The organism is Enterobacter cloacae complex sp. IR5459 (assembly GCF_049238005.1).
GTDB lineage: Bacteria > Pseudomonadota > Gammaproteobacteria > Enterobacterales > Enterobacteriaceae > Enterobacter > Enterobacter hormaechei_C.
This window is the reverse complement of sequence record NZ_JBMKIG010000004.1, coordinates 117,282-135,459: the sequence shown is the minus strand read 5'-3', so window position 1 is coordinate 135,459 and position 18,178 is coordinate 117,282. Positions and strand designations below refer to the sequence as shown.

21 protein-coding genes are annotated in these 18,178 nt (G+C 55.4%); 10 read left to right on the top strand and 11 right to left on the bottom strand.

Annotated elements, in window-relative coordinates; all coding sequences use genetic code 11:
- The first annotated feature begins 5 nt into the window (after positions 1-5).
- Both sufE and ldtE read left to right on the top strand, forming a co-directional pair.
- Entirely contained in the window at positions 6-422 is a 417-nt protein-coding gene (gene sufE / locus ACOTX4_RS10070) for a cysteine desulfuration protein SufE (protein ID WP_003857730.1), read from the top strand.
- Between the two features lie 97 nt (positions 423-519).
- Positions 520-1,533 carry a L,D-transpeptidase LdtE gene (gene ldtE, locus ACOTX4_RS10065; RefSeq protein ID WP_022650923.1) on the top strand — a complete coding sequence of 338 codons (1,014 nt, stop codon included), beginning with the start codon at positions 520-522 and terminating at the stop codon, positions 1,531-1,533.
- A gap of 60 nt (positions 1,534-1,593) precedes the next feature.
- Here the strand turns inward: ldtE and lpp are convergent, their stop codons facing one another.
- The 5 genes from lpp to ACOTX4_RS10040 form a co-directional block, all read right to left on the bottom strand.
- The gene (lpp, locus tag ACOTX4_RS10060) at positions 1,594-1,830 is read right to left on the bottom strand and encodes a murein lipoprotein Lpp (protein WP_001082307.1); all 237 of its coding nucleotides are present in this window, start codon (positions 1,828-1,830) and stop codon (positions 1,594-1,596) included.
- 312 nt (positions 1,831-2,142) lie between these two features.
- Complete coding sequence (gene pykF / locus ACOTX4_RS10055) at positions 2,143-3,564, bottom strand: pyruvate kinase PykF (RefSeq protein ID WP_003857687.1); 1,422 nt, start codon at positions 3,562-3,564, stop codon at positions 2,143-2,145.
- A gap of 7 nt (positions 3,565-3,571) precedes the next feature.
- On the bottom strand, positions 3,572-3,868 hold the full coding sequence (locus tag ACOTX4_RS10050) for a hypothetical protein (RefSeq protein ID WP_418249985.1): 297 nt from the start codon (positions 3,866-3,868) through the stop codon (positions 3,572-3,574).
- Positions 3,869-3,941: 73 nt separating this feature from the next.
- On the bottom strand, positions 3,942-5,087 hold the full coding sequence (locus ACOTX4_RS10045; protein WP_045332079.1) for a trans-sulfuration enzyme family protein: 1,146 nt from the start codon (positions 5,085-5,087) through the stop codon (positions 3,942-3,944).
- A gap of 12 nt (positions 5,088-5,099) precedes the next feature.
- Positions 5,100-6,470 (bottom strand): pyridoxal-phosphate dependent enzyme, encoded by a 1,371-nt coding sequence (locus ACOTX4_RS10040; RefSeq protein WP_045332077.1) that lies wholly within the window; start codon positions 6,468-6,470, stop codon positions 5,100-5,102.
- 399 nt (positions 6,471-6,869) lie between these two features.
- On the opposite strand from ACOTX4_RS10040, the gene ACOTX4_RS10035 reads away from it, so the two are divergent.
- The 4 genes from ACOTX4_RS10035 (at position 6,870) to fumD (ending at position 9,707) form a co-directional block, all read left to right on the top strand.
- Positions 6,870-7,892 (top strand): methionine ABC transporter ATP-binding protein, encoded by a 1,023-nt coding sequence (locus ACOTX4_RS10035; protein WP_022650926.1) that lies wholly within the window; start codon positions 6,870-6,872, stop codon positions 7,890-7,892.
- Positions 7,885-8,553 carry a methionine ABC transporter permease gene (locus tag ACOTX4_RS10030; RefSeq protein WP_045332075.1) on the top strand — a complete coding sequence of 223 codons (669 nt, stop codon included), beginning with the start codon at positions 7,885-7,887 and terminating at the stop codon, positions 8,551-8,553. Before ACOTX4_RS10035 ends, ACOTX4_RS10030 begins: the two co-directional genes overlap by 8 nt.
- Before the next feature lie 23 nt (positions 8,554-8,576).
- Positions 8,577-9,389 carry a MetQ/NlpA family ABC transporter substrate-binding protein gene (locus tag ACOTX4_RS10025; protein WP_003857677.1) on the top strand — a complete coding sequence of 271 codons (813 nt, stop codon included), beginning with the start codon at positions 8,577-8,579 and terminating at the stop codon, positions 9,387-9,389.
- Positions 9,390-9,497: 108 nt separating this feature from the next.
- Positions 9,498-9,707, top strand: a complete 210-nt coding sequence (gene fumD, locus ACOTX4_RS10020) for a fumarate hydratase FumD (protein WP_003857676.1) — start codon at positions 9,498-9,500, stop codon at positions 9,705-9,707.
- Here fumD and ACOTX4_RS10015 read toward each other — a convergent pair.
- From ACOTX4_RS10015 to ACOTX4_RS10000, 4 genes are read right to left on the bottom strand one after another with little or no spacing between them, the layout of a single operon-like run.
- A complete protein-coding gene (locus ACOTX4_RS10015; protein ID WP_045332073.1) occupies positions 9,688-10,374 on the bottom strand; it encodes an amino acid ABC transporter permease in 687 nt (228 codons plus the stop codon). The genes fumD and ACOTX4_RS10015 overlap by 20 nt on opposite strands.
- Positions 10,358-11,104: an amino acid ABC transporter permease gene (locus ACOTX4_RS10010; protein ID WP_023315951.1), complete on the bottom strand. Its 747-nt coding sequence runs from the start codon at positions 11,102-11,104 to the stop codon at positions 10,358-10,360. Before ACOTX4_RS10010 ends, ACOTX4_RS10015 begins: the two co-directional genes overlap by 17 nt.
- Entirely contained in the window at positions 11,104-11,919 is an 816-nt protein-coding gene (locus ACOTX4_RS10005) for an amino acid ABC transporter ATP-binding protein (protein WP_023324533.1), read from the bottom strand. The genes ACOTX4_RS10010 and ACOTX4_RS10005 overlap by 1 nt, the downstream gene beginning before the upstream one ends.
- Before the next feature lies 1 nt (position 11,920).
- Positions 11,921-12,748: an ABC transporter substrate-binding protein gene (locus ACOTX4_RS10000; protein WP_063937788.1), complete on the bottom strand. Its 828-nt coding sequence runs from the start codon at positions 12,746-12,748 to the stop codon at positions 11,921-11,923.
- 245 nt (positions 12,749-12,993) lie between these two features.
- Between ACOTX4_RS10000 and ACOTX4_RS09995 the strand changes: the two genes are divergently transcribed.
- Both ACOTX4_RS09995 and ACOTX4_RS09990 read left to right on the top strand, forming a co-directional pair.
- Positions 12,994-13,161, top strand: coding sequence for a hypothetical protein (locus ACOTX4_RS09995; RefSeq protein ID WP_032609053.1), 168 nt, complete (start codon positions 12,994-12,996; stop codon positions 13,159-13,161).
- A 144-nt stretch (positions 13,162-13,305) separates the two neighbouring features.
- Complete coding sequence (locus ACOTX4_RS09990) at positions 13,306-14,712, top strand: DUF1996 domain-containing protein (RefSeq protein WP_045332068.1); 1,407 nt, start codon at positions 13,306-13,308, stop codon at positions 14,710-14,712.
- Positions 14,713-14,769: 57 nt separating this feature from the next.
- Here ACOTX4_RS09990 and ACOTX4_RS09985 read toward each other — a convergent pair whose 3' ends face one another.
- Positions 14,770-14,910, bottom strand: a complete 141-nt coding sequence (locus ACOTX4_RS09985; protein WP_003857665.1) for a hypothetical protein — start codon at positions 14,908-14,910, stop codon at positions 14,770-14,772.
- 125 nt (positions 14,911-15,035) lie between these two features.
- Here ACOTX4_RS09985 and ACOTX4_RS09980 point away from each other — a divergent pair, with 125 nt between their 5' ends.
- Together ACOTX4_RS09980 and ACOTX4_RS09975 are read left to right on the top strand one after the other, a co-directional pair.
- On the top strand, positions 15,036-15,818 hold the full coding sequence (locus ACOTX4_RS09980; RefSeq protein WP_421635371.1) for an MBL fold metallo-hydrolase: 783 nt from the start codon (positions 15,036-15,038) through the stop codon (positions 15,816-15,818).
- Between the two features lie 72 nt (positions 15,819-15,890).
- Positions 15,891-16,526 (top strand): carbonic anhydrase, encoded by a 636-nt coding sequence (locus ACOTX4_RS09975; protein WP_045332064.1) that lies wholly within the window; start codon positions 15,891-15,893, stop codon positions 16,524-16,526.
- Positions 16,527-16,554: 28 nt separating this feature from the next.
- On the opposite strand, the gene ACOTX4_RS09970 is transcribed toward ACOTX4_RS09975, so the two are convergent.
- A complete protein-coding gene (locus tag ACOTX4_RS09970; RefSeq protein WP_023324536.1) occupies positions 16,555-18,150 on the bottom strand; it encodes an FAD-NAD(P)-binding protein in 1,596 nt (531 codons plus the stop codon).
- Positions 18,151-18,178 lie beyond the last annotated feature (28 nt).

Here is an 18,178-nt window from a genome sequence, read left to right as displayed (position 1 = left end):
GAGAGATGGCAGATTTGCCGGACAGAGATAAATTGCTGCGCAACTTTGGGCGTTGCGCGAACTGGGAAGAGAAATACCTTTATATCATCGAACTGGGTCAGCGCCTGCCGCCGCTCAGCGAAGAGGCGCATAACCCGGACAACATCATTCAGGGCTGCCAGAGCCAGGTCTGGATCCAGATGCAGCAGACGGATGATGGCGTAATCGATTTACAGGGTGACAGCGATGCCGCCATTGTGAAGGGGCTTATTGCCGTCGTATTTATTCTTTATCACCAGATGTCGGCGCAGGATATTGTCGCCTTTGACGTTCGCCCGTGGTTTGAAAAAATGGCCTTAACCCAACACCTCACCCCGTCCCGATCCCAGGGACTGGAAGCGATGATCCGCGCCATACGCGCCAAAGCCGCAATCCTTAGCTAAACTGACAGAACAGCATTCATTCTGTTTCGCGGGGTGGTTTCCACCTCGCTGGTTTTTCAGCTTTCTGACGTTTGGTCAGTGAATAAGGAATCTCAGCATGAAGCGCGCGTCTCTAATAACTCTATTACTCCTTGGTTCGCTCAGTGCTGTTAATTCAGCCAGGGCGGTTGATTATCCTTTACCGCCCGCAGGCAGCCGCCTGATTGGGCAAAACCAGACATACACCATTCAGGAAGGGGACAATAAACTTCAGTCTATCGCTCGTCGGTTTAATACCGCCGCACAGCTCATCCTTGAAACCAATAATACCATTGCACCGGTGAATCCTGCGCCAGGAACGGTCATTACGATCCCTTCCCAGATGCTACTGCCGGACACCGAGCGTGAGGGCATTGTGGTGAATCTGGCGGAGCTGCGTCTTTACTTCTATCCGCCTGGCGAAAATATCGTGCAGGTCTATCCGCTGGGTATTGGTCAGCTTGGGCTGGAAACACCGGTCAGCACCACCCGTGTGAGTCAGAAAATCCCTAACCCTACCTGGACCCCCACAGCGGGCATCAGAGCGCGCTCACTGGCCCAGGGAATTAAACTGCCGCCTGTGGTACCCGCAGGGCCAAATAACCCGCTGGGGCGCTTTGCGCTTCGTCTGGGTATCGGGAATGGGGAATATCTTATTCATGGCACCAGCGCGCCGGACAGCGTAGGGCTGCGGGTCAGCTCGGGCTGTATGCGGATGAACGCGCCGGATATCAAAGCGTTGTTTGAGCAAGTGCGCGTCGGCACGCGGGTGCAGATTATCAATGAGCCGGTGAAGTTCTCCGTCGAGCCGGACGGCAAACGTTATATCGAAGTGCACAGGCCGCTGGCGCAGGCAGAGGGCGAAAACCCACAGACGGTGCCGTTCACGCACTCGGCGGCGTTTACCGCTTTTGCAGCGGAGTCAGGTAGCGATAAAACGCTTATCGATAAAGCCCTGGCGCGCAGAGCCGGGATCCCGGTTGCCGTTTCAACAGGCAATGGTTCGTCAGCCAGCAATTCTGTCCTGTCGGTTCAGAATAGTCGTGTCTCAGCGGCGGTGGCGGAAGACGAGGGAGAGAAAGCGCTTCAGTAGAGGTTTGACTAAGGCAAAAAAAATGGCGCACAATGTGCGCCATTTTATTAACAGGTACTATTACTTACGGTATTTAGTAGCCTGGTTGTCCAGACGCTGGTTAGCGCGAGCTGCGTCGTCTTTAGCAGCCTGAACGTCGGAACGCATTGCGTTCACGTCGTTGCTCAGCTGGTCAACTTTAGCGTTCAGAGTCTGAACGTCAGAAGACAGCTGATCGATTTTAGCGTTGCTGGAGCAACCTGCCAGCAGAGTAGAACCCAGGATTACCGCGCCCAGTACCAGTTTAGTACGATTCATTATTAATACCCTCTAGATTGAGTTAATCTCCATGTAGCGTTACAAGTATTACACAAAGTTTTTTGGGTTGAGAATATTTTTTTGATGGGATTACGCCTATTTTTGATCGTTCGCTCAAAGAAGCAACGAAATCGGCAATTTTGACGAAAAAGCTATGTTAAAAAAGGCATTTTTCATCGGATTCATCTTAGATAAATCGCGATTAAATAGAAAAACCCGATTTGCTTTTTGAATAGTTCTGGTTAAAGGCGGGAATAAAAAAAGCGCCCCGAAGGACGCTTTTTAACAAAACAATAATTTGTTCGTGAAATATTACAGCACGTGGACAGATGCCGTGTTGGTGGTGCCGCTTGGAACCAGCGCGCCAGAAACCATAACCACCACGTCGCCTTTCTGAGCCAGGCCACAATCAACCAGTTCCAGAGCCACTTCTTTACCCAGACGATAGAAATCATCGGTAGAGGCAATCTCTTTCACCAGGTGTGGGATCACGCCTTTGCTCAGCACCAGCTGACGCGCGGTGGTTTCGTTGGTGGTCAGCGCCAGAATGGTCGCATCCGGGAAGTATTTACGCACGGCACGCGCAGATTTACCGCCCTGGGTCGCCACGACAATCAGCGGGGCTTCCAGTTTCTCGGCGGTTTCTACCGCACCACGGCACACGGCTTCGGTGATGCGCAGTTTACGGCTGTCGTTGTTGTAATCCAGACGGCTTTTCATCACGCGGTCGGTACGCTCACAGATGGTCGCCATGATGCTGACCGCTTCCAGAGGGTATTTCCCTTTTGCAGATTCGCCAGACAGCATAACGGCATCGGTACCGTCGAGGATGGCGTTCGCAACGTCGCCTGCTTCAGCGCGGGTAGGGCGTGGGTTTTTGATCATGGAGTCCAGCATCTGCGTTGCGGTGATAACCACTTTACGCGCGCGAACACATTTCTCGATCATCATCTTCTGCGCGAAGATCACTTCTTCAACCGGGATTTCAACGCCCAGGTCGCCACGCGCTACCATGATACCGTCAGACGCTTCGAGGATTTCGTCGAAGTTGTTCAGGCCTTCCTGGTTTTCGATCTTGGAGATGATCTGGATGTTCTCGCCGCCGTGCGCTTTCAGGTGCTCACGGATCTCAACCACGTCAGAACGTTTACGGATAAAGGAGGCAGCAACGAAGTCCACGCCTTGTTCGCAGCCGAAGATCAGGTCTTGTTTGTCTTTTTCAGCCAGCGCTGGCAGAGCAATGGACACACCCGGCAGGTTGACGCCTTTGTTTTCGCCCAGATCGCCGTTGTTCAGCACTTTACAGATAACTTTGTTACCTTCGATAGCGGTCACTTCCATGCCGATCAGGCCGTCATCTACCAGCACGGTGTTGCCAACAGACAGGTCGCTGGTGAAGCCTTCGTAGGTCACGGCAACGATTTCGTTATTACCCACAACGGATTTGTCGGTGGTGAAGGTGAAGGTCTGGCCCGCTTTCAGGGAAACGTCGTTACCGCCTTCCAGTTTGATAGTGCGGATTTCAGGACCTTTGGTGTCGAGCAGGATTGCCGCTTTTTTCCCGGTCTTGCTCATCACGTTGCGCAAGTTCTGGATACGCTGGCCGTGTTCAGCATAGTCGCCGTGGGAGAAGTTCAGACGCATCACGTTCATGCCGGCATCCAGCATTTTGCTCAGCATCTCTTCGGATTCGGTTTTCGGGCCGATAGTACAAACAATTTTCGTCTTTTTCATGACAGTCTTAGTCTTTAAGTTGGGAAGGATATGGAAATCTCGCTCCGGGGGCGCACCGCCGCGGAGTCAAACCTGTGTTGCGAAAGAGTATATGACACGCACTAAGAATAGGTGACATCAAATGAGCGTGCAGAAGAAAGTGTGCCTGAGTGCCAGCCCAACGAAGGAGAGGAGAAGTTGTACGTTGTTTTTTGTATTCCAAGCGCTGAAACCATTCACCAGGGATTTGGCGCGCATTATACGCTGATTTACAGTAAAAAGGAAAATGGAAACAGCGTTTCAAAAACAATCTGTGCAGATTCACATAAGTTTGTTATCAAGGCGTTAAGGCCTAATGTCATCTTATGACGGCAGGCGCAACGCCCGCCGTTTTTTGCTCACTTTTTCAGCGCTTGTTTAAGGTCGGCGATCAGATCCTTCGCATCTTCAATCCCCACCGACAGGCGGATAAGCTGCGGCACAATGCCGTTTGCAAGACGCTGCGCCAGTGGAATGGAGGCGTGGGTCATGCTGTAGGGCTGGCTCACCAGACTCTCCACACCGCCAAGGCTTTCCGCCAGGGTAAAGAGCGTAAGATGACGGATCACCTCTGTCGCGCGCTGCGCATCGCCTTTAATCACAACGGAGATCATGCCGCCCGGCAGCGCCATTTGTCTGCGGGCCAGCGCATACTGGGGATGTGACGCCAGCCCGGGATAGAACACGCTGTCTACCTGCGGATGCTGCTCCAGCCATTGCGCAATCGCCAGCGCATTGGCGCTGTGCTTCTCAACGCGCAGTGAGAGGGTGCGAATGCCCCGCAGCGTCAGGAAGCTGCTGAACGGATCCAGAACGCCGCCAATCGCGTTTTGCAGATAGCCCAGACGCTCCGCCAGATCCTTATTCGCCCCCACAACAGCCAGCCCGGCAACCACGTCTGAATGACCGTTGAGATATTTGGTGGCGGAGTGGACCACTATGTCGAACCCCGCCTCCAGCGGCCGGTGAATGACCGGGGAGGCGAAGGTATTATCCGCCACGCTGATCGCATTATGGCGCCGGGCAATGTCCGCGATGGTCTCCAGGTCGGCCAGTTTCAGCAGCGGGTTCGTTGGCGTTTCCACCCAGATCATGCGCGTGTCCGGGCGAATGGCGGCCTCAAGTCCGGCTACATCGTCCGGCTTAACCCAGCTCACCTGTAACCCGGTGCTGCGCTTGCGCACGTTTTCGATCAGGCGATACGTACCGCCATACACGTCGTCAATGGCGACGATATGGCTGTCTTTATCCAGCAGTTCGAGCACGGTGGAAATGGCCGCCAGCCCTGAAGCGAAGGCGTACCCGCGCGTGCCGCCTTCCAGTTCGGCGATGGCGGTCTCCAGCGCATGGCGGGTTGGGTTGCCGCTCCGGGAGTATTCGTAGCCGGTATGTTCACCCGGTGCCGGTTGCGCAAACGTCGACGTGGCGTAAATTGGCGGCATCACGGCGCCGTGCGGGTCGTGATACTCACCACTGTGAACGCTGAGGGTGGCCAGGTTTTTCATCTTTTGCTCCTTTTATTTTGTCAGGCGGTTACGCCAGGCGGTGAGTACGTCACTGCGTGTGATCAAACCCAGAAAGCGGTTTTCGTCATAAATAATCGCCACCAGGCCACGGTCAAAGATGGCGTACAGGGCGCTCTCCGGGGCCTGCTTATCCAGATATTCGACCTGACGCGTCATGGCCGCCGTCACGGGGAGAGAGAAGCGATCGGCATCTCCCCCGATGTGTCGCAGCAGGTCCCACTCGTCGATGATGCCGACGACCTTGTCGTTATCGAGCACCGGCAGCTGGGAGATGTCGTACAGGCGCATGCGGGCCAGCACGGTGGAAAGCGTGTCGTCCGGGGCGGCAGTCACCGTCGCGCCTTCATCGTGGCGCAGGGCAATATAGTCCGAGAGATCGCCTGCCTGCGGACGCGAAATCAGCCCCTGCTGGCGCATCCAGTCGTCATTGAACATCTTAGAGAGGTATTTATTGCCGCTGTCGCAGGCGAAGGTGACCACACGTTTTGGCGTAGTCTGCGCCTGGCAATATTTCAGCGCTGCCGCCAGCAGCGTGCCGGTGGAGGAGCCTGCCAGGATCCCTTCCGTTTTTAGCAGATCGCGGGCGGTGGTGAACGCCTCGCGATCGGTAATGCGCCAGGCGCGGTTAACCCCCTCGATGTGCGCCAGCGGAGGAATAAAGTCTTCGCCAATCCCCTCAACCAGCCACGAGCCGGTATCGTGATGGCGTCCGGTCTCAACCTGGTCCGCCAGTACCGACCCGGCCGGATCGGCAAGCACAAATTCCGTCTGCGGCGAATGTTCTGCAAACCACGCCTGTAAGCCGCCCAGCGTACCGCCGGACCCCACGCCGACGACGATGGCATCGATCTGGCCGTCAAGCTGTTCAAACAGTTCCGGTGCGGTAGTGGTGCGATGCGCCAGCGGATTGGCCGCGTTACTGAACTGGTCGATATAAAACGCGCCTGGCAGTTCGTTCGCCAGCCGCCGGGCATAATCCTGATAATAGGCCGGATGCCCTTTGTTCACATCCGAGCGGGTCAGCACGACCTGCGCCCCTAACGCGCGCAGGTGGAAAATCTTCTCGCGGCTCATTTTGTCCGGCACCACCAGGATCAGCGAGTAGCCCTTCTGCGCCGCAATCAACGCCAGCCCCAGGCCGGTGTTCCCCGCCGTAGCTTCAATAATGGTGCCGCCGGGCCTTAGCTGGCCCGTACGCTCGGCTTCGTTAATCATCGACAGCGCGACGCGGTCTTTAATCGAGCCGCCGGGATTCTGGTTTTCCAGCTTCAGAAACAGCGAGCAGGGGCCGGTGTCCAGCTTGTGCAGCTGGATGAGCGGCGTACGGCCAATCAGTTCGGTGACGGAGTGGTAAAGCGTCATGGTCATGTCCTGTGAAGAGGTGATGACCGGATGATAGAACCATGAAATTTTCTCAATAAAGAACGTTTCACCAGGTTTAAGAACAGAAAGGAATAATCCTTGTGTTTTCAGATGGAAAGACAGCAAGACGTAAAGTTGTCCGGATGTGAGGATGGCTAAATCCGCATAAAGTGCTGCAAAATTAACCGATTTCGCCGGGTGAGTGTGACCTGATATGCAAATGGCAGATAATTATTGCTGATATTCATCTAAATGCTTTTCACCCGCCAGTTCGCTGCTTATTCCGCAGAATTATAAGAAATTCTTTTTTGGTCATTTAAAAGCTGATAACGGCTGTTTACTATCTTTTGGACATCCATACTGCTAAACCGCTATATGCGTAACGGATAACGAATAAGAATGATCGTACTCAGCAATATTTCGAAGGTCTTTGACAACGGAAAGCTGGCGCTGACAGCCGTTGATAACGTCAACTTGACGATAGAGCAGGGACAGATTTACGGGATCATCGGTTACAGCGGGGCCGGGAAAAGTACGCTGATCCGTCTGCTGAACGGTCTGGAAAAGCCCAGCGCCGGCAGCGTCACCATTAACGGTCAGGATATCTCCGCCGCGAAGGGAGAAGCGCTGCGTCAGGCACGCCTGAAAATCAGCATGGTGTTCCAGCACTTTAATTTGCTCTGGTCGCGCACGGTGAAGGAAAACATCGCCTTTTCAATGCAAATTGCCGGTGTGCCAAAAGCGCAAATTCAGGCTCGCGTTGCCGAGCTGGTGGAGCTGGTCGGCCTGAAGGGACGCGAGAATGCTTACCCGTCACAGCTGAGCGGCGGGCAAAAACAGCGTGTGGGCATTGCCCGCGCGCTGGCCAATCATCCGGACGTACTGCTGTGTGATGAAGCCACCTCGGCGCTGGATCCACAAACCACCGATCAGATCCTCGATCTGCTCCTGGACATTAACCGTCGCTTCAACCTGACCATCGTACTCATTACGCATGAGATGCACGTGGTGCGCAAAATCTGCGACCGCGTGGCGGTTATGGAGAACGGTAAGGTGGTGGAAGAGGGGGACGTACTGAGCGTGTTTACGCATCCGCAGCAGCCGATCACCCGGCAGTTTGTCCGCCAGGTGAGCCAGTACGCGGAGGAAGAGACCTTCAATACCGAACTGGCAAACGATCTGGAAGGCACGGTAATCAGGCTGACCTTCACCGGGCACAGCACGCACAGGCCGATCGTCGGTGAACTAACCCTGCGCTACGGCCTGCCGTTTAACATTCTGCACGGCAAAATGACGCAAACCGCCCACGGTGTTTTCGGCCAGCTCTGGGTGCACGTGGTGGCATCGGATGAACAACTGAACAATATCCTCGCCGACCTGAAGCAAAGCGATATTGAAGGCGAGGTAATCAAGCATGGCTGAACAACTCTTTCCGCACCTGAAGTGGGATCAACTTTGGGCTGCAACCCAGGAGACGCTCTACATGACTGCGCTTTCCGGCGTGGCGACGTTTGTCCTGGGGATCGCGCTCGGTCTGGCGCTGTTTTTAACCGCCCGCGGCGGGTTATTCCACAACCGCACGGTCTACAGCGTGATGTCGATTGTGGTGAACGTGTTCCGCTCGATTCCGTTCATCATTCTCATCGTTCTGCTGATCCCGTTCACCAAGACCGTTGTGGGGACCATTCTCGGCGCTAACGCTGCGCTGCCCGCCCTGATTGTGGGCGCGGCGCCGTTCTACGCCCGTCTGGTCGAGATTGCCCTGCGAGAAGTGGACAAAGGGGTCATTGAGGCCACGCGTTCGATGGGCGCGCGGCTGAGCACGTTAGTGTTTCGGGTTTTACTGCCGGAATCCTCACCCGCACTGGTTTCAGGTATGACGGTGACGCTGATTGCGCTGGTGAGCTACAGCGCAATGGCAGGGGTGATAGGTGCCGGCGGTTTGGGAAATCTGGCTTATCTGGAAGGATTCCAGCGCAACCATGGTGACGTCACGCTGGTGGCAACGGTGACCATTCTGATCATCGTGTTCATTATCCAGTTCTGCGGCGATGCCATTACTTCACTGTTAGATAAACGCTAATAAATACACACAGGAACCACATCATGAAAAAGACACTGACACTGATCGCCGCCGCAACCCTGAGCGCCCTGAGCTTTGCCTCCTGGGCGGATACGCTCACCGTGGGGGCGTCCAACACCCCGCACGCGGAAATTCTGGAGCAGGCTAAGCCGATTCTGGCGAAGCAGGGGATCGATCTGGAGATTAAACCCTTCCAGGACTACATACTGCCAAACACGGCGCTGGCGGGGCATGACATTGACGCCAACTATTTCCAGCACATCCCTTACCTGAACAGCGTGCTGAAAGATCACGCGGGCGATAAGGATTATGATTTTGTCAGTGCGGGCGCAATCCACATTGAGCCGATCGGTATCTATTCAAAAAAATACAAATCGCTGAAGGATCTGCCGGAGGGCGGCAAAATCATCATGCGTGATGCGGTTTCCGAGGAAGGGCGTATTCTCTCCATCTTCGAAAAAGAGGGCGTGATCAAGCTGAAGCCGGGCATCGATAAAGTGACCGCGCGCATCAGCGATATCGTGGAGAACCCGAAAAAGCTGCAATTTACCCCTAACGTCGAAGCGTCTCTGCTGCCGCAGATGTACAACAACGACGAAGGTGCTGCGGTGGTGATCAACGCCAACTACGCGATTGATGCTGGCCTGGATCCGGTCCACGATCCAATTGCGGTTGAAAGCGGTGAGAATAACCCGTACGCCAACATCATTACCGTTCATCGCGGTGACGAGAAGAAGAAGGATATCGTCGCGCTGGTGAACGTGCTGCACTCCAAAGAGATTCAGGACTGGATCCGCACCAAATACAAAGGCGCAGTCATCCCGGTTAACAACTAATCGACTGATTTTCCAGACGAAGCCCGGCGAACAACACGCCGGGCTTCTTTTTTGTATCCAGCCGACGAATGATTTAAGCTGACGGTTTAGGGCAACGGAGTGATGGCAATGGGCAATGTGACCAAAGACGAAGCGCTGTACCAGGAGATGTGTCGGGTGGTAGGCAAGGTCGTTCTCGAAATGCGTGATTTAGGGCAGGAGCCGAAACATATTGTCATTGCGGGCGTACTGCGTACCGCGCTGGCGAACCAGCGCGTTAAGCGCAGTGAGTTGACCACCAAAGCGATGGAAACGGTGGTTAAAGCGCTGGCCGGCTAACGCGCCAGCGCTTCGCGAGCAGCTCAAGCGAGCAGCAGAGCAGGTAATAGATCACACCCGTAAAGATAAAAACGGCCGCCGGGTAAATTTGCACCCGGTTGTTGACCTGTCCCGCCACCGTGGTCAGTTCAGGAACGTTCACGATAAACGCCAACGACGTATCCTTCAGCAGGCTGATAAAAATCCCCACCAGCGACGGCAGAATATTTCTCAGCGCCTGCGGCAGCAGCACGCGCCACAGCGTTTGCTGCGTACTGAACCCTTGAGAAAGCGCGGCCTCATTCTGGCCCGACGGTAGGGCTCTCAGTCCGGCTAATACCGAATGCATCACCGCAGCCGCGGTAAACCAGGCCAGCGCCAGCGTGACGGTCGTCGCGCCAGGGAGATCCCTGCCGGTTATCAGCGGCAGCAGATACCACATCCAGAATATTACGAAGATCAGGGGGATCCCGCGAATCAACTCTGCCCACGCAAACAGCGCACTGCGCACCACGCCGGGATAGCGCCAGGCGACGCATGCCAGCACAATCCCGCCGGGCAGGGCAAGCGCGGCGGCGCCAGCGGCCATCAGCAGTGAGAGCAGTACGCCGCCGGGTTCTCCCGCAGTCGCACGTCCCCAAAGCAGATAATCCAGGTTTTCGACAATAACGTTAAATCCGGGGATCATGATTTTTCCTCCCTGAATGGGGGCCGAGGCGCACCAGCACGCTCCCCGTCACCATCCCGGTAAGTAAGTAGAGCACCGTACCGACGGTAAAGGCTTCCAGGGCATGGGCGTTGTAACTTTCTATCTGGCGAACCTGGTAGGTCAGTTCGGCGAAGCCAATTCCGCTCGCGAGCGAGGAGAGCTTCATCAGGTTAAGGTACTGGCCAACGACGGGTTGCCAGGCGTTAGCGAGTCCCTGTGGCAGAAGAATGTAGCGAAACAGACGCCATGAGGAAAATCCCTGGGCGAGCGCCGCCTCCCGTTGCCCGGCAGGTACGGAACGCAGCCCCGATTCGACTTCTTCAATTAAAAACGCTGAGGTAAATACGCCTAACCCCCAGGCAGAGCATAAAAACTCGGGCGTAAACCACCAGACGTCACCGGGCAAAATGGACCAGCTGTGGTCTGCGTTCACCGCGTCACGCAGCCCCTGCGGCAACCCGTTCCAGGCGGCGAAATACCAGAACAGCAGCTGCACCAGCAGCGGCGTATTGCGAAACAGCGATACCCAGCCGCTGACGAACGACGTCCCGAGACGTCCCCCGGAAAGCCGCAAAAGCATAAAGAACAAGGCGAGCAGGCTTGCCAGCATAATCCCCGCCAGCGTCACCCACAGAGTGGTGAGAAATCCGGAGAGGATCCAGTGCAGGGGCTGTCCGGCCAGCACCCCCTGCCAGTCCAGAGCGGGCATTACAGTTGCTCCTGACGCAGCGGATCCAGCACTTTTTGCAGGAACCGCCTCGCACGCGGATGCGACGGTTGGTTGAAAAATTGCGCCGGGGACGCGGTTTCCAGAATGTGTCCACCGTCGATAAAGACGATTCGATCGGCAATTTCCCGGGCGAACTGCATCTCATGGGTGACGACAATCATGGTGATCCCGCTGTGGGCAAGGGCTTTCATCACCAACAGCACTTCGCCAATCATCTCCGGGTCGAGTGCCGACGTTGGCTCGTCAAAGAGAATGATTTGCGGCGACGAGGCCAGAGCGCGGGCAATCGCCACGCGCTGCTGTTGTCCGCCGGAAAGTTCAGCAGGGTAGCGGTGCGCCTTCTCCAGCATGCCGACCTTCTCCAGCAGCGCCAGCGCGCGCTCCTGGGCGGGCAGGGGTTTCCAGCCGTGAACGTGCTCCAGTGCCAGGGTGATGTTCTGGCTGGCGGTAAGGTGGGCATAGAGATTGAACTGCTGGAATACAAACCCGACGCGGCTGCGTAACTGACGTAGCCTGCTGCCGGAAAGCTGTCCGGTCGGCTTGTGGTCGACCAGAATCTCCCCGCCGCTCAGGCTTTCAAGCTGGTTGATAAGCCGAATCAGGGTCGATTTTCCGGAACCCGAAGGGCCGAGAATGGCAACCACTTCACCCGGCATGATGGTGAGATTAATGTCGGTTAAAACCGGATGGTCGCCGTAGCGTTTGTCCACATGGCGAAACTCAACGCTGGCCTGTTCCAGACGTGAAAAATCCGCGGCATTGGCCGCGGAGTGCGAAAATAAACCTGAGAGCATATTACCGGGCTTCTATTTTAAAGTTACGAGGCTGTGGAGAAGGGCTGCCTGGACCGAACCAGACGTCATAGATTTTTGCCGCCTGGCCGTTTTTCTCCAGGTTAACCAGCTCATCGTTAACGGCTTTCAGCAGCGCCGTTTCACCCTTTTTCACCCCCACGCCAATCTCTTCTTTACTGAGCAGGTCGGGCAGGATTTTGAAGTCGGCTTTATCCGGCGCCTGCGCCAGCAGACCAGCCAGAATGGTGCTGTCCTGGGTAATGGCCTGCACGTTGCCATTGCGCAGTGCCGTCAGCGCCAGCGGGATGTCATCGTAAGAGAGGACGCGGGACTGCGGAAAACGCTGGTGCAGCGCCTGTTCACCCGTCGTACCTTTTACGGCGCCAATGCGTGCCCGGCTATAGTCATCAAGCTTGTCCGGTGATTTTGCCGGGACCAGGAACTGCTGGCCGGTGACGAAGTAAGGCGTCGAGAAATCAATGACCTGTGCGCGTTCCGGGGTGATGGTGATATCCGCTACGATGAGATCCGCTTTTCCGGACTGTAGCAGCGGAATGCGGTTAGCCGGATTGGTGGCGACCAGTTCAAGCTTGACGCCGAGCGATTTCGCCAGCGCTTTGGCGAAGTCCACATCGTAACCCACGATCTCATGCGTTTTGGCATCAATCGAGCCAAAGGGTGGATTAGCATCAAACGTGGCCACTTTCACCACGCCTGCTGCCTTGATATCCGCCAGCCGATCGGCCTGCGCCTGCGCTGAAACCAGGCCCCAAGCCACTAATCCCAGAACCTGCGCCCGTTTTTTAAACCCTTTCATTTTTGCAGCCATAGTCATACGCCATCCCGTTGTTTTTGTTTTACCCCGTTACGCTCCCATAAGGGAAAGCTATCGCCAAATAAGAAATCGTTCTTTGCTATGAGGAAAAAAGCATGAGTGAACAAGGTGTTAAAGAAGAGAGCAGACGGCGGGGCGCTATTTGCAGATCCTGCACATCGACAGTGGATTTTGATATTTCCCCCCGGCGCAATTTGGGTGTTTAACTGAGGACAGGTTAAGCGAGAAGGGTAATGACGATGAAAAAATGGATAAGCACGTTACGGCGGTTTTTTGCGCCCAGACCAGCGAATGCGGAGAACAGCGCGCAACGTGTTCTTGAGTCAATACTGCCTGTCGCCAGCCTGTATGGCGTGGACGTAGCCAACATCGACCCGGAGTGGTTCCATGATAAAACGTCACGCTGAACTGCGCCGGACGCGCGAAATGTACTGGAATGAGCTGTGCGTGGTGTCTGTAAAGGGAGGATGAGGGGAAAAATACCCAGGCTAATCCTCTGTAAATGATGGCCGTTTTGTTACCACTATCTCCTTTCACAGATGGAGATGATAATGAAACGGACAGTATTAACCCCCGCGCTTTCTGCCACCGCACTTCTGCTTACCATGCAGGCGGCACACGCTGGTCCACAGGCACATGTTGTATGCAGTTATTCCCACACCCTCGGCGATGATGCCATTATGATGTTCGGCATGCCCAACGAGGCTATGCTGCACGATTTTTTTGGTAACGTGCATACGGATGCTTACTCCAGCCGTGAATCGCTGCGTACCCAGGAAAAGACCACCTGCGATAACAAAGCAGACAGCTCGGCCTACTGGGCTCCGTCGCTAAAATTGCCGGACGGAACGGTGGTCAAACCCGCCTATCAAAAAACCTATTATCAAGCATCGAACGTTGACGCCTGGCCGCTGCACCCGTTCCCGGCGGGGCTGTCGCTGCTGGCGGGCGATCACCACGGCACCGCGCCAAATCTGCATATCACCTTTTTATGCGCCAATGGCAAGGGTTACACCACCAGAACGGGTGAAGTCTGCGGCTTACGCAAGGCGAAGGATGCCGTGCAGTTTAATATCGGCATTCAGTTCCCGAACTGCTGGGACGGGGTCAACCTGAAGCCCGCCCACGGCCTGGCTAACGCCACCTACGATACGAAAGGACAGTGTCCGTCCGCCTTCCCGGTGAAGATCCCGACGGTGAACATGAATATTGCGTACGTGCTCCCGACAATTAGCTCTCTGGATACCAGTAAAGTCCAGCTTTCCCTCGACCCCATCATGCATGGCAGTGAGCGTGAAGAGCGGTGGGGTAGCCTGTATACGGCACATGCTGACTTCATGAACGGCTGGACGGAAGATGCCGCGCGCTTTATGACCGACCTGTGCATGAACCGCGGAATGGATTGCGGCACCACCGTGCCGTATGGTTATTCAAAAGCGAAGGCCAACGTCTGGCTCAGCAGCATGGAACCCGCACTTTCACAGCCCGATCCCCAGGTCTTACTGGTGCAGGATAACTGGAAGAACGGTGGACGCACGAAAAACAGCGAAACATTGTCGCTGGTGAAGTTCCACATTCCACCGCTGCCTGCCGGACAGGATCCTGCCCAGTTTAAATACCGCGTAAGAATTTTTGGCGGGAAAGTGGAAACCAACGGCGCGGATCAAATTTTCTTCTATCCGGCGAGTAACGACTGGGATCCGGCCACCGTAAGCTGGCATTCACGACCGTCCTGCAACTACCGCTCGGATGCGGTGCTTTACCTGAACCACTCCCGCGAATACCGGATGGTGGACGTGGATAAAGCGGTGCGTAAGGCGCTGGCAGAAGGGAAGACCGAAATTTCGTGGTATATCGGTGGCGATCGTCAGGGAAATCACTATCAGTTTGAGACGGGCTCATCTCCCCAAAGCTTGATCCTGATGCTGACCGGGTTTAGCAAAACGCCGGAGATCTGATATCAGGTAGCAAAAGGCATTCATAAAAAAAGCACCGGGGAGCCCGGTGCTTTTTCTTCAGATCTTGCAGGCATCGCCGCAGTCGTCATCGGCGACAATCGCCTGGGCTTTTTTATCCGCATCGTCGAGACGTTCCGCGTTGCGCTCTTCTGCTTCATCCAGCCCGTTAAAGACTAAGTTATCGAGATCAATTTCCATGTGCCACCTGCGTTATTCAGTTTTTGATACTGGCACAGTATAAGTCAAAAAAAGCGGGCCAGGCACCCTTCAGCACATATGGATAATCCCTGCCATACTCAGAGCTTTATTGCTGAGGAAAGCCGATGATTACACTCTGTAAAACCTGCGGTACCGCTTACGATGAACAGCCCAAAAACTGCCCGATTTGCGACGATGAGCGCCAGTATGTCCCGGTGACGGGCCAGGCATGGACGGACTTCGACAGCTTTACGACCACGCACACCAACAAATGGCAACAGCTGGAGCCGCAGCTGTTCAGCATCAAAACCGTTCCCGCTTTTGCCATCAACCAGCGCGCGCTTCTGCTGCGTACGCCACAGGGCAATGTTCTGTGGGACTGCATCGCCAATCTTGACCCGGCGACCAGAGCGTTAGTTGACGCGCTCGGGGGCATCAGCGCGATCGCGATTTCGCACCCGCATTACTACACCACCATGCAGGAGTGGGCCGCCGCGTTTAACGCGCCGATCTACCTGCACGCCAGCGATCGGCAGTGGGTGATGCGTGACAGCCCGGCGATACGCTTCTGGGAGGAGGACGCCCTGGAGATTATGCCTTTGGTGACTCTGCTAAGGCTTGGCGGGCATTTTGCAGGCGGCACGGTGCTGCACTGGCAGTCAGGCGACGGCGTGCTGCTGGCCGGTGATATTTTGCAGGTTACACCCGGGAAAGACGCCGTGTCGTTTATGTGGAGTTATCCGAATATGCTGCCGCTGCCTGCCCGCACCGTTGAGTCGGTGATCGGCCGACTGACCGGGAAAACGTACCAGCGCCTGTACGGGGCCTTTGAAGGACAGAACATCCCGGTGAACGCAGATGAGATCGTGCAGCGGTCGGGCCAGAAATATATTGCTTGTCTCCGCTAAGACGCGGTGGTTAAATTTTATGAGTGTGATCGCGATCATACCTAAACTAAAACAGATAAAAGAGAAATGGCTATGCAACATATCATTGAAGGTTTTCTCAGCTTTCAAAAAGAGATTTTCCCGCAACGTAAAGAGCTTTTTCGTAGTTTAGCGTCCAGTCAGAATCCCAAAGCGCTGTTTATCTCCTGCTCCGACAGCCGTCTGGTTCCGGAACTGGTTACGCAACAGGAGCCAGGACAGCTCTTTGTCATTCGAAACGCGGGCAACATTGTGCCTCCGTTCGGGCCGGAGCCTGGCGGTGTCTCTGCGACCATCGAATATGCGGTCGTGGCCCTGGGCGTGACCGATATCGTTATTTGCGGCCACTCCAACTGCGGCGCGATGAAGGCGATTGCTGACAACGCCGATCTGGAGCCGATGCCGGCCGTTTCCCACTGGCTGCGCTATTCTGATGCGGCAAAAGCGGTGGTGGAGAAGAAAACCTGGGATAAGCCAATCGATAAAGTGAATGCGATGGTGCAGGAAAACGTCTTTGCGCAGCTGAGCAACATCAAGACCCATCCGTCGGTGGCGGTAGGCCTGCGCAACAATGCCATTCGCCTGCACGGCTGGGTATATGACATCGAAAGCGGCAAAATCCTTGCCCTGGACAAGAACACTAAATCGTTCGTGTCGTTGTCGGATAACCCGGAAGTCTTCTTCGAGTAATCCGACACCGCAGGGCAGGGAAGCCCTGTTAAAACTCCATGTAAGGTAACTTCCTTCGCACGCCCGACGCAGGTTTTCCAGCCGCTTTCGCCATCGCTTTACCAATTTCAGCGCACTCAGACAAACCCTGAACAAACGGATGATCGTGCATCAGCCAGGGGATCGCCCCAAAAGCGATACGCCCCCGCAGTGATGCCGGCGCCAGCAACGTATAGTCTTCCCCCACGTCCGGAACGTCATCGCCGGTTCCCGCAAGCTGTTTACGCAGGGTGGGGAAGGGAATGTCCTTGTTTCTGAGCGGCTTTTGTCCGCGCGCGTCGATAAACACGTCGAAGCGGTAACTTTTTTTTGCCGTGGTGATGACGGTCTGATCGCTGCCGATATCCAGATCGTAATCATCACCGAGTGCGACCACGCTAATGATCCCTGCCTCGCGCAGCGCCAGTAACCGGCGGATAGACTGCGGTGGAATGGCGGCATAATTATCGATAAACACACGCTCCAGCCCGGATTTAAACCGCTCTCTGTCATGCTCATTGAGTGAAGGGACGATGGCCTGTACCACTTCATGCAGACGAAGCACGGTATAGCGCCAGGCAACGGTGCGTTTTTCGCGCTTGTTGCGCTCCACTTCTTTCAGATTCGCTTCGGCCCAGGTGAAAGGACCGTGCTTTTTACGATCCTCAAACCAGGCATCACGGAGCGTGTCGGCATTCAGCGTGCCGAGCGCTATCGCCTGACACCATCGCGGATCGGCCAGCTCAAGCTCTTTCACCATCAGCGCAAAGATGCGGTCAAGCAGCCCATCCGGGCCTTTGTCGATTTCGCTTGCCACCACACAATCCGTTAACACCGACAGTGGTTCATAAGGGATAGGGCAGTAAAAATCGGCCTCCGGCAGAACGCCCGTGCGGGACATCAGCATGATTTTTAGCCCTTCGCTGCCTTTATTGACAACGAACTGCTTCCCGCTAAACCGACCATGCTGCATCACAACCGCCATTGCAGCGTCCAGCCCGCTGAGGGAGGTACCCATGATCCCCACCTCACAGGCTCGGACCTCCGCGTCCATCAGCCCTGACCATGGGCTTGGGAAATATGCGCGGGTGGTTTCATTTTCATCAGGCCAGACGTGGCCGGTGGCAACAACCGCAAGATCAAACCGCCTTGAGAAAGGGGCATCGTTCACTGAAAGGGCCACGCCGTCTGCATCAGCCTTAATATCAGTGACTTCTGCGTTGGGGTGAACCTCGATATGAAACCCAGCCTTTTTCGCCTCGGCAGCGACAGCGAGAAACCGGTCGTGGAAATATTCACCCAGCAGAATACGGGGCAGAAATTGCCGGTCGTGCAGCTTCTCACTGTCGACGTTATAGCGGGCAAGGCGGGCCGCATTCTGCTGTTTGAGCCAGTCCAGGTAAGTGATGAAAATGGGCGGTATTTCAATACTGGCGATGTTCGCCAGCATCAGCCGGGAATTATCCTCGTCGCTGTAGGGCATTCCGACACCGGGTTGGTCTGCCTTTTCGAAAACGGTGATCGAAAGCGGCGCTGCGTTGTTAAGAAGTGAGTAAAAGGTGTAAATCCCTGTTGGGCCTGAGCCGATAATGGCGATTTTTTTCATCGAAAGCGTTCCTGCGTTTCTGAACCAT

Coding starts and splice junctions, on each gene's coding strand:
- sufE (WP_003857730.1), top strand. CDS start 6: ATGGCAGATTTGCCGGACAGAGATAAATTGCTGCGCAACTTTGGGCGT.
- ldtE (WP_022650923.1), top strand. CDS start 520: ATGAAGCGCGCGTCTCTAATAACTCTATTACTCCTTGGTTCGCTCAGT.
- lpp (WP_001082307.1), bottom strand. CDS start 1,830: ATGAATCGTACTAAACTGGTACTGGGCGCGGTAATCCTGGGTTCTACT.
- pykF (WP_003857687.1), bottom strand. CDS start 3,564: ATGAAAAAGACGAAAATTGTTTGTACTATCGGCCCGAAAACCGAATCC.
- ACOTX4_RS10045 (WP_045332079.1), bottom strand. CDS start 5,087: ATGAAAAACCTGGCCACCCTCAGCGTTCACAGTGGTGAGTATCACGAC.
- ACOTX4_RS10040 (WP_045332077.1), bottom strand. CDS start 6,470: ATGACGCTTTACCACTCCGTCACCGAACTGATTGGCCGTACGCCGCTC.
- ACOTX4_RS10035 (WP_022650926.1), top strand. CDS start 6,870: ATGATCGTACTCAGCAATATTTCGAAGGTCTTTGACAACGGAAAGCTG.
- ACOTX4_RS10030 (WP_045332075.1), top strand. CDS start 7,885: ATGGCTGAACAACTCTTTCCGCACCTGAAGTGGGATCAACTTTGGGCT.
- ACOTX4_RS10025 (WP_003857677.1), top strand. CDS start 8,577: ATGAAAAAGACACTGACACTGATCGCCGCCGCAACCCTGAGCGCCCTG.
- fumD (WP_003857676.1), top strand. CDS start 9,498: ATGGGCAATGTGACCAAAGACGAAGCGCTGTACCAGGAGATGTGTCGG.
- ACOTX4_RS10015 (WP_045332073.1), bottom strand. CDS start 10,374: ATGATCCCCGGATTTAACGTTATTGTCGAAAACCTGGATTATCTGCTT.
- ACOTX4_RS10010 (WP_023315951.1), bottom strand. CDS start 11,104: ATGCCCGCTCTGGACTGGCAGGGGGTGCTGGCCGGACAGCCCCTGCAC.
- ACOTX4_RS10005 (WP_023324533.1), bottom strand. CDS start 11,919: ATGCTCTCAGGTTTATTTTCGCACTCCGCGGCCAATGCCGCGGATTTT.
- ACOTX4_RS10000 (WP_063937788.1), bottom strand. CDS start 12,748: ATGGCTGCAAAAATGAAAGGGTTTAAAAAACGGGCGCAGGTTCTGGGA.
- ACOTX4_RS09995 (WP_032609053.1), top strand. CDS start 12,994: ATGAAAAAATGGATAAGCACGTTACGGCGGTTTTTTGCGCCCAGACCA.
- ACOTX4_RS09990 (WP_045332068.1), top strand. CDS start 13,306: ATGAAACGGACAGTATTAACCCCCGCGCTTTCTGCCACCGCACTTCTG.
- ACOTX4_RS09985 (WP_003857665.1), bottom strand. CDS start 14,910: ATGGAAATTGATCTCGATAACTTAGTCTTTAACGGGCTGGATGAAGCA.
- ACOTX4_RS09980 (WP_421635371.1), top strand. CDS start 15,036: ATGATTACACTCTGTAAAACCTGCGGTACCGCTTACGATGAACAGCCC.
- ACOTX4_RS09975 (WP_045332064.1), top strand. CDS start 15,891: ATGCAACATATCATTGAAGGTTTTCTCAGCTTTCAAAAAGAGATTTTC.
- ACOTX4_RS09970 (WP_023324536.1), bottom strand. CDS start 18,150: ATGAAAAAAATCGCCATTATCGGCTCAGGCCCAACAGGGATTTACACC.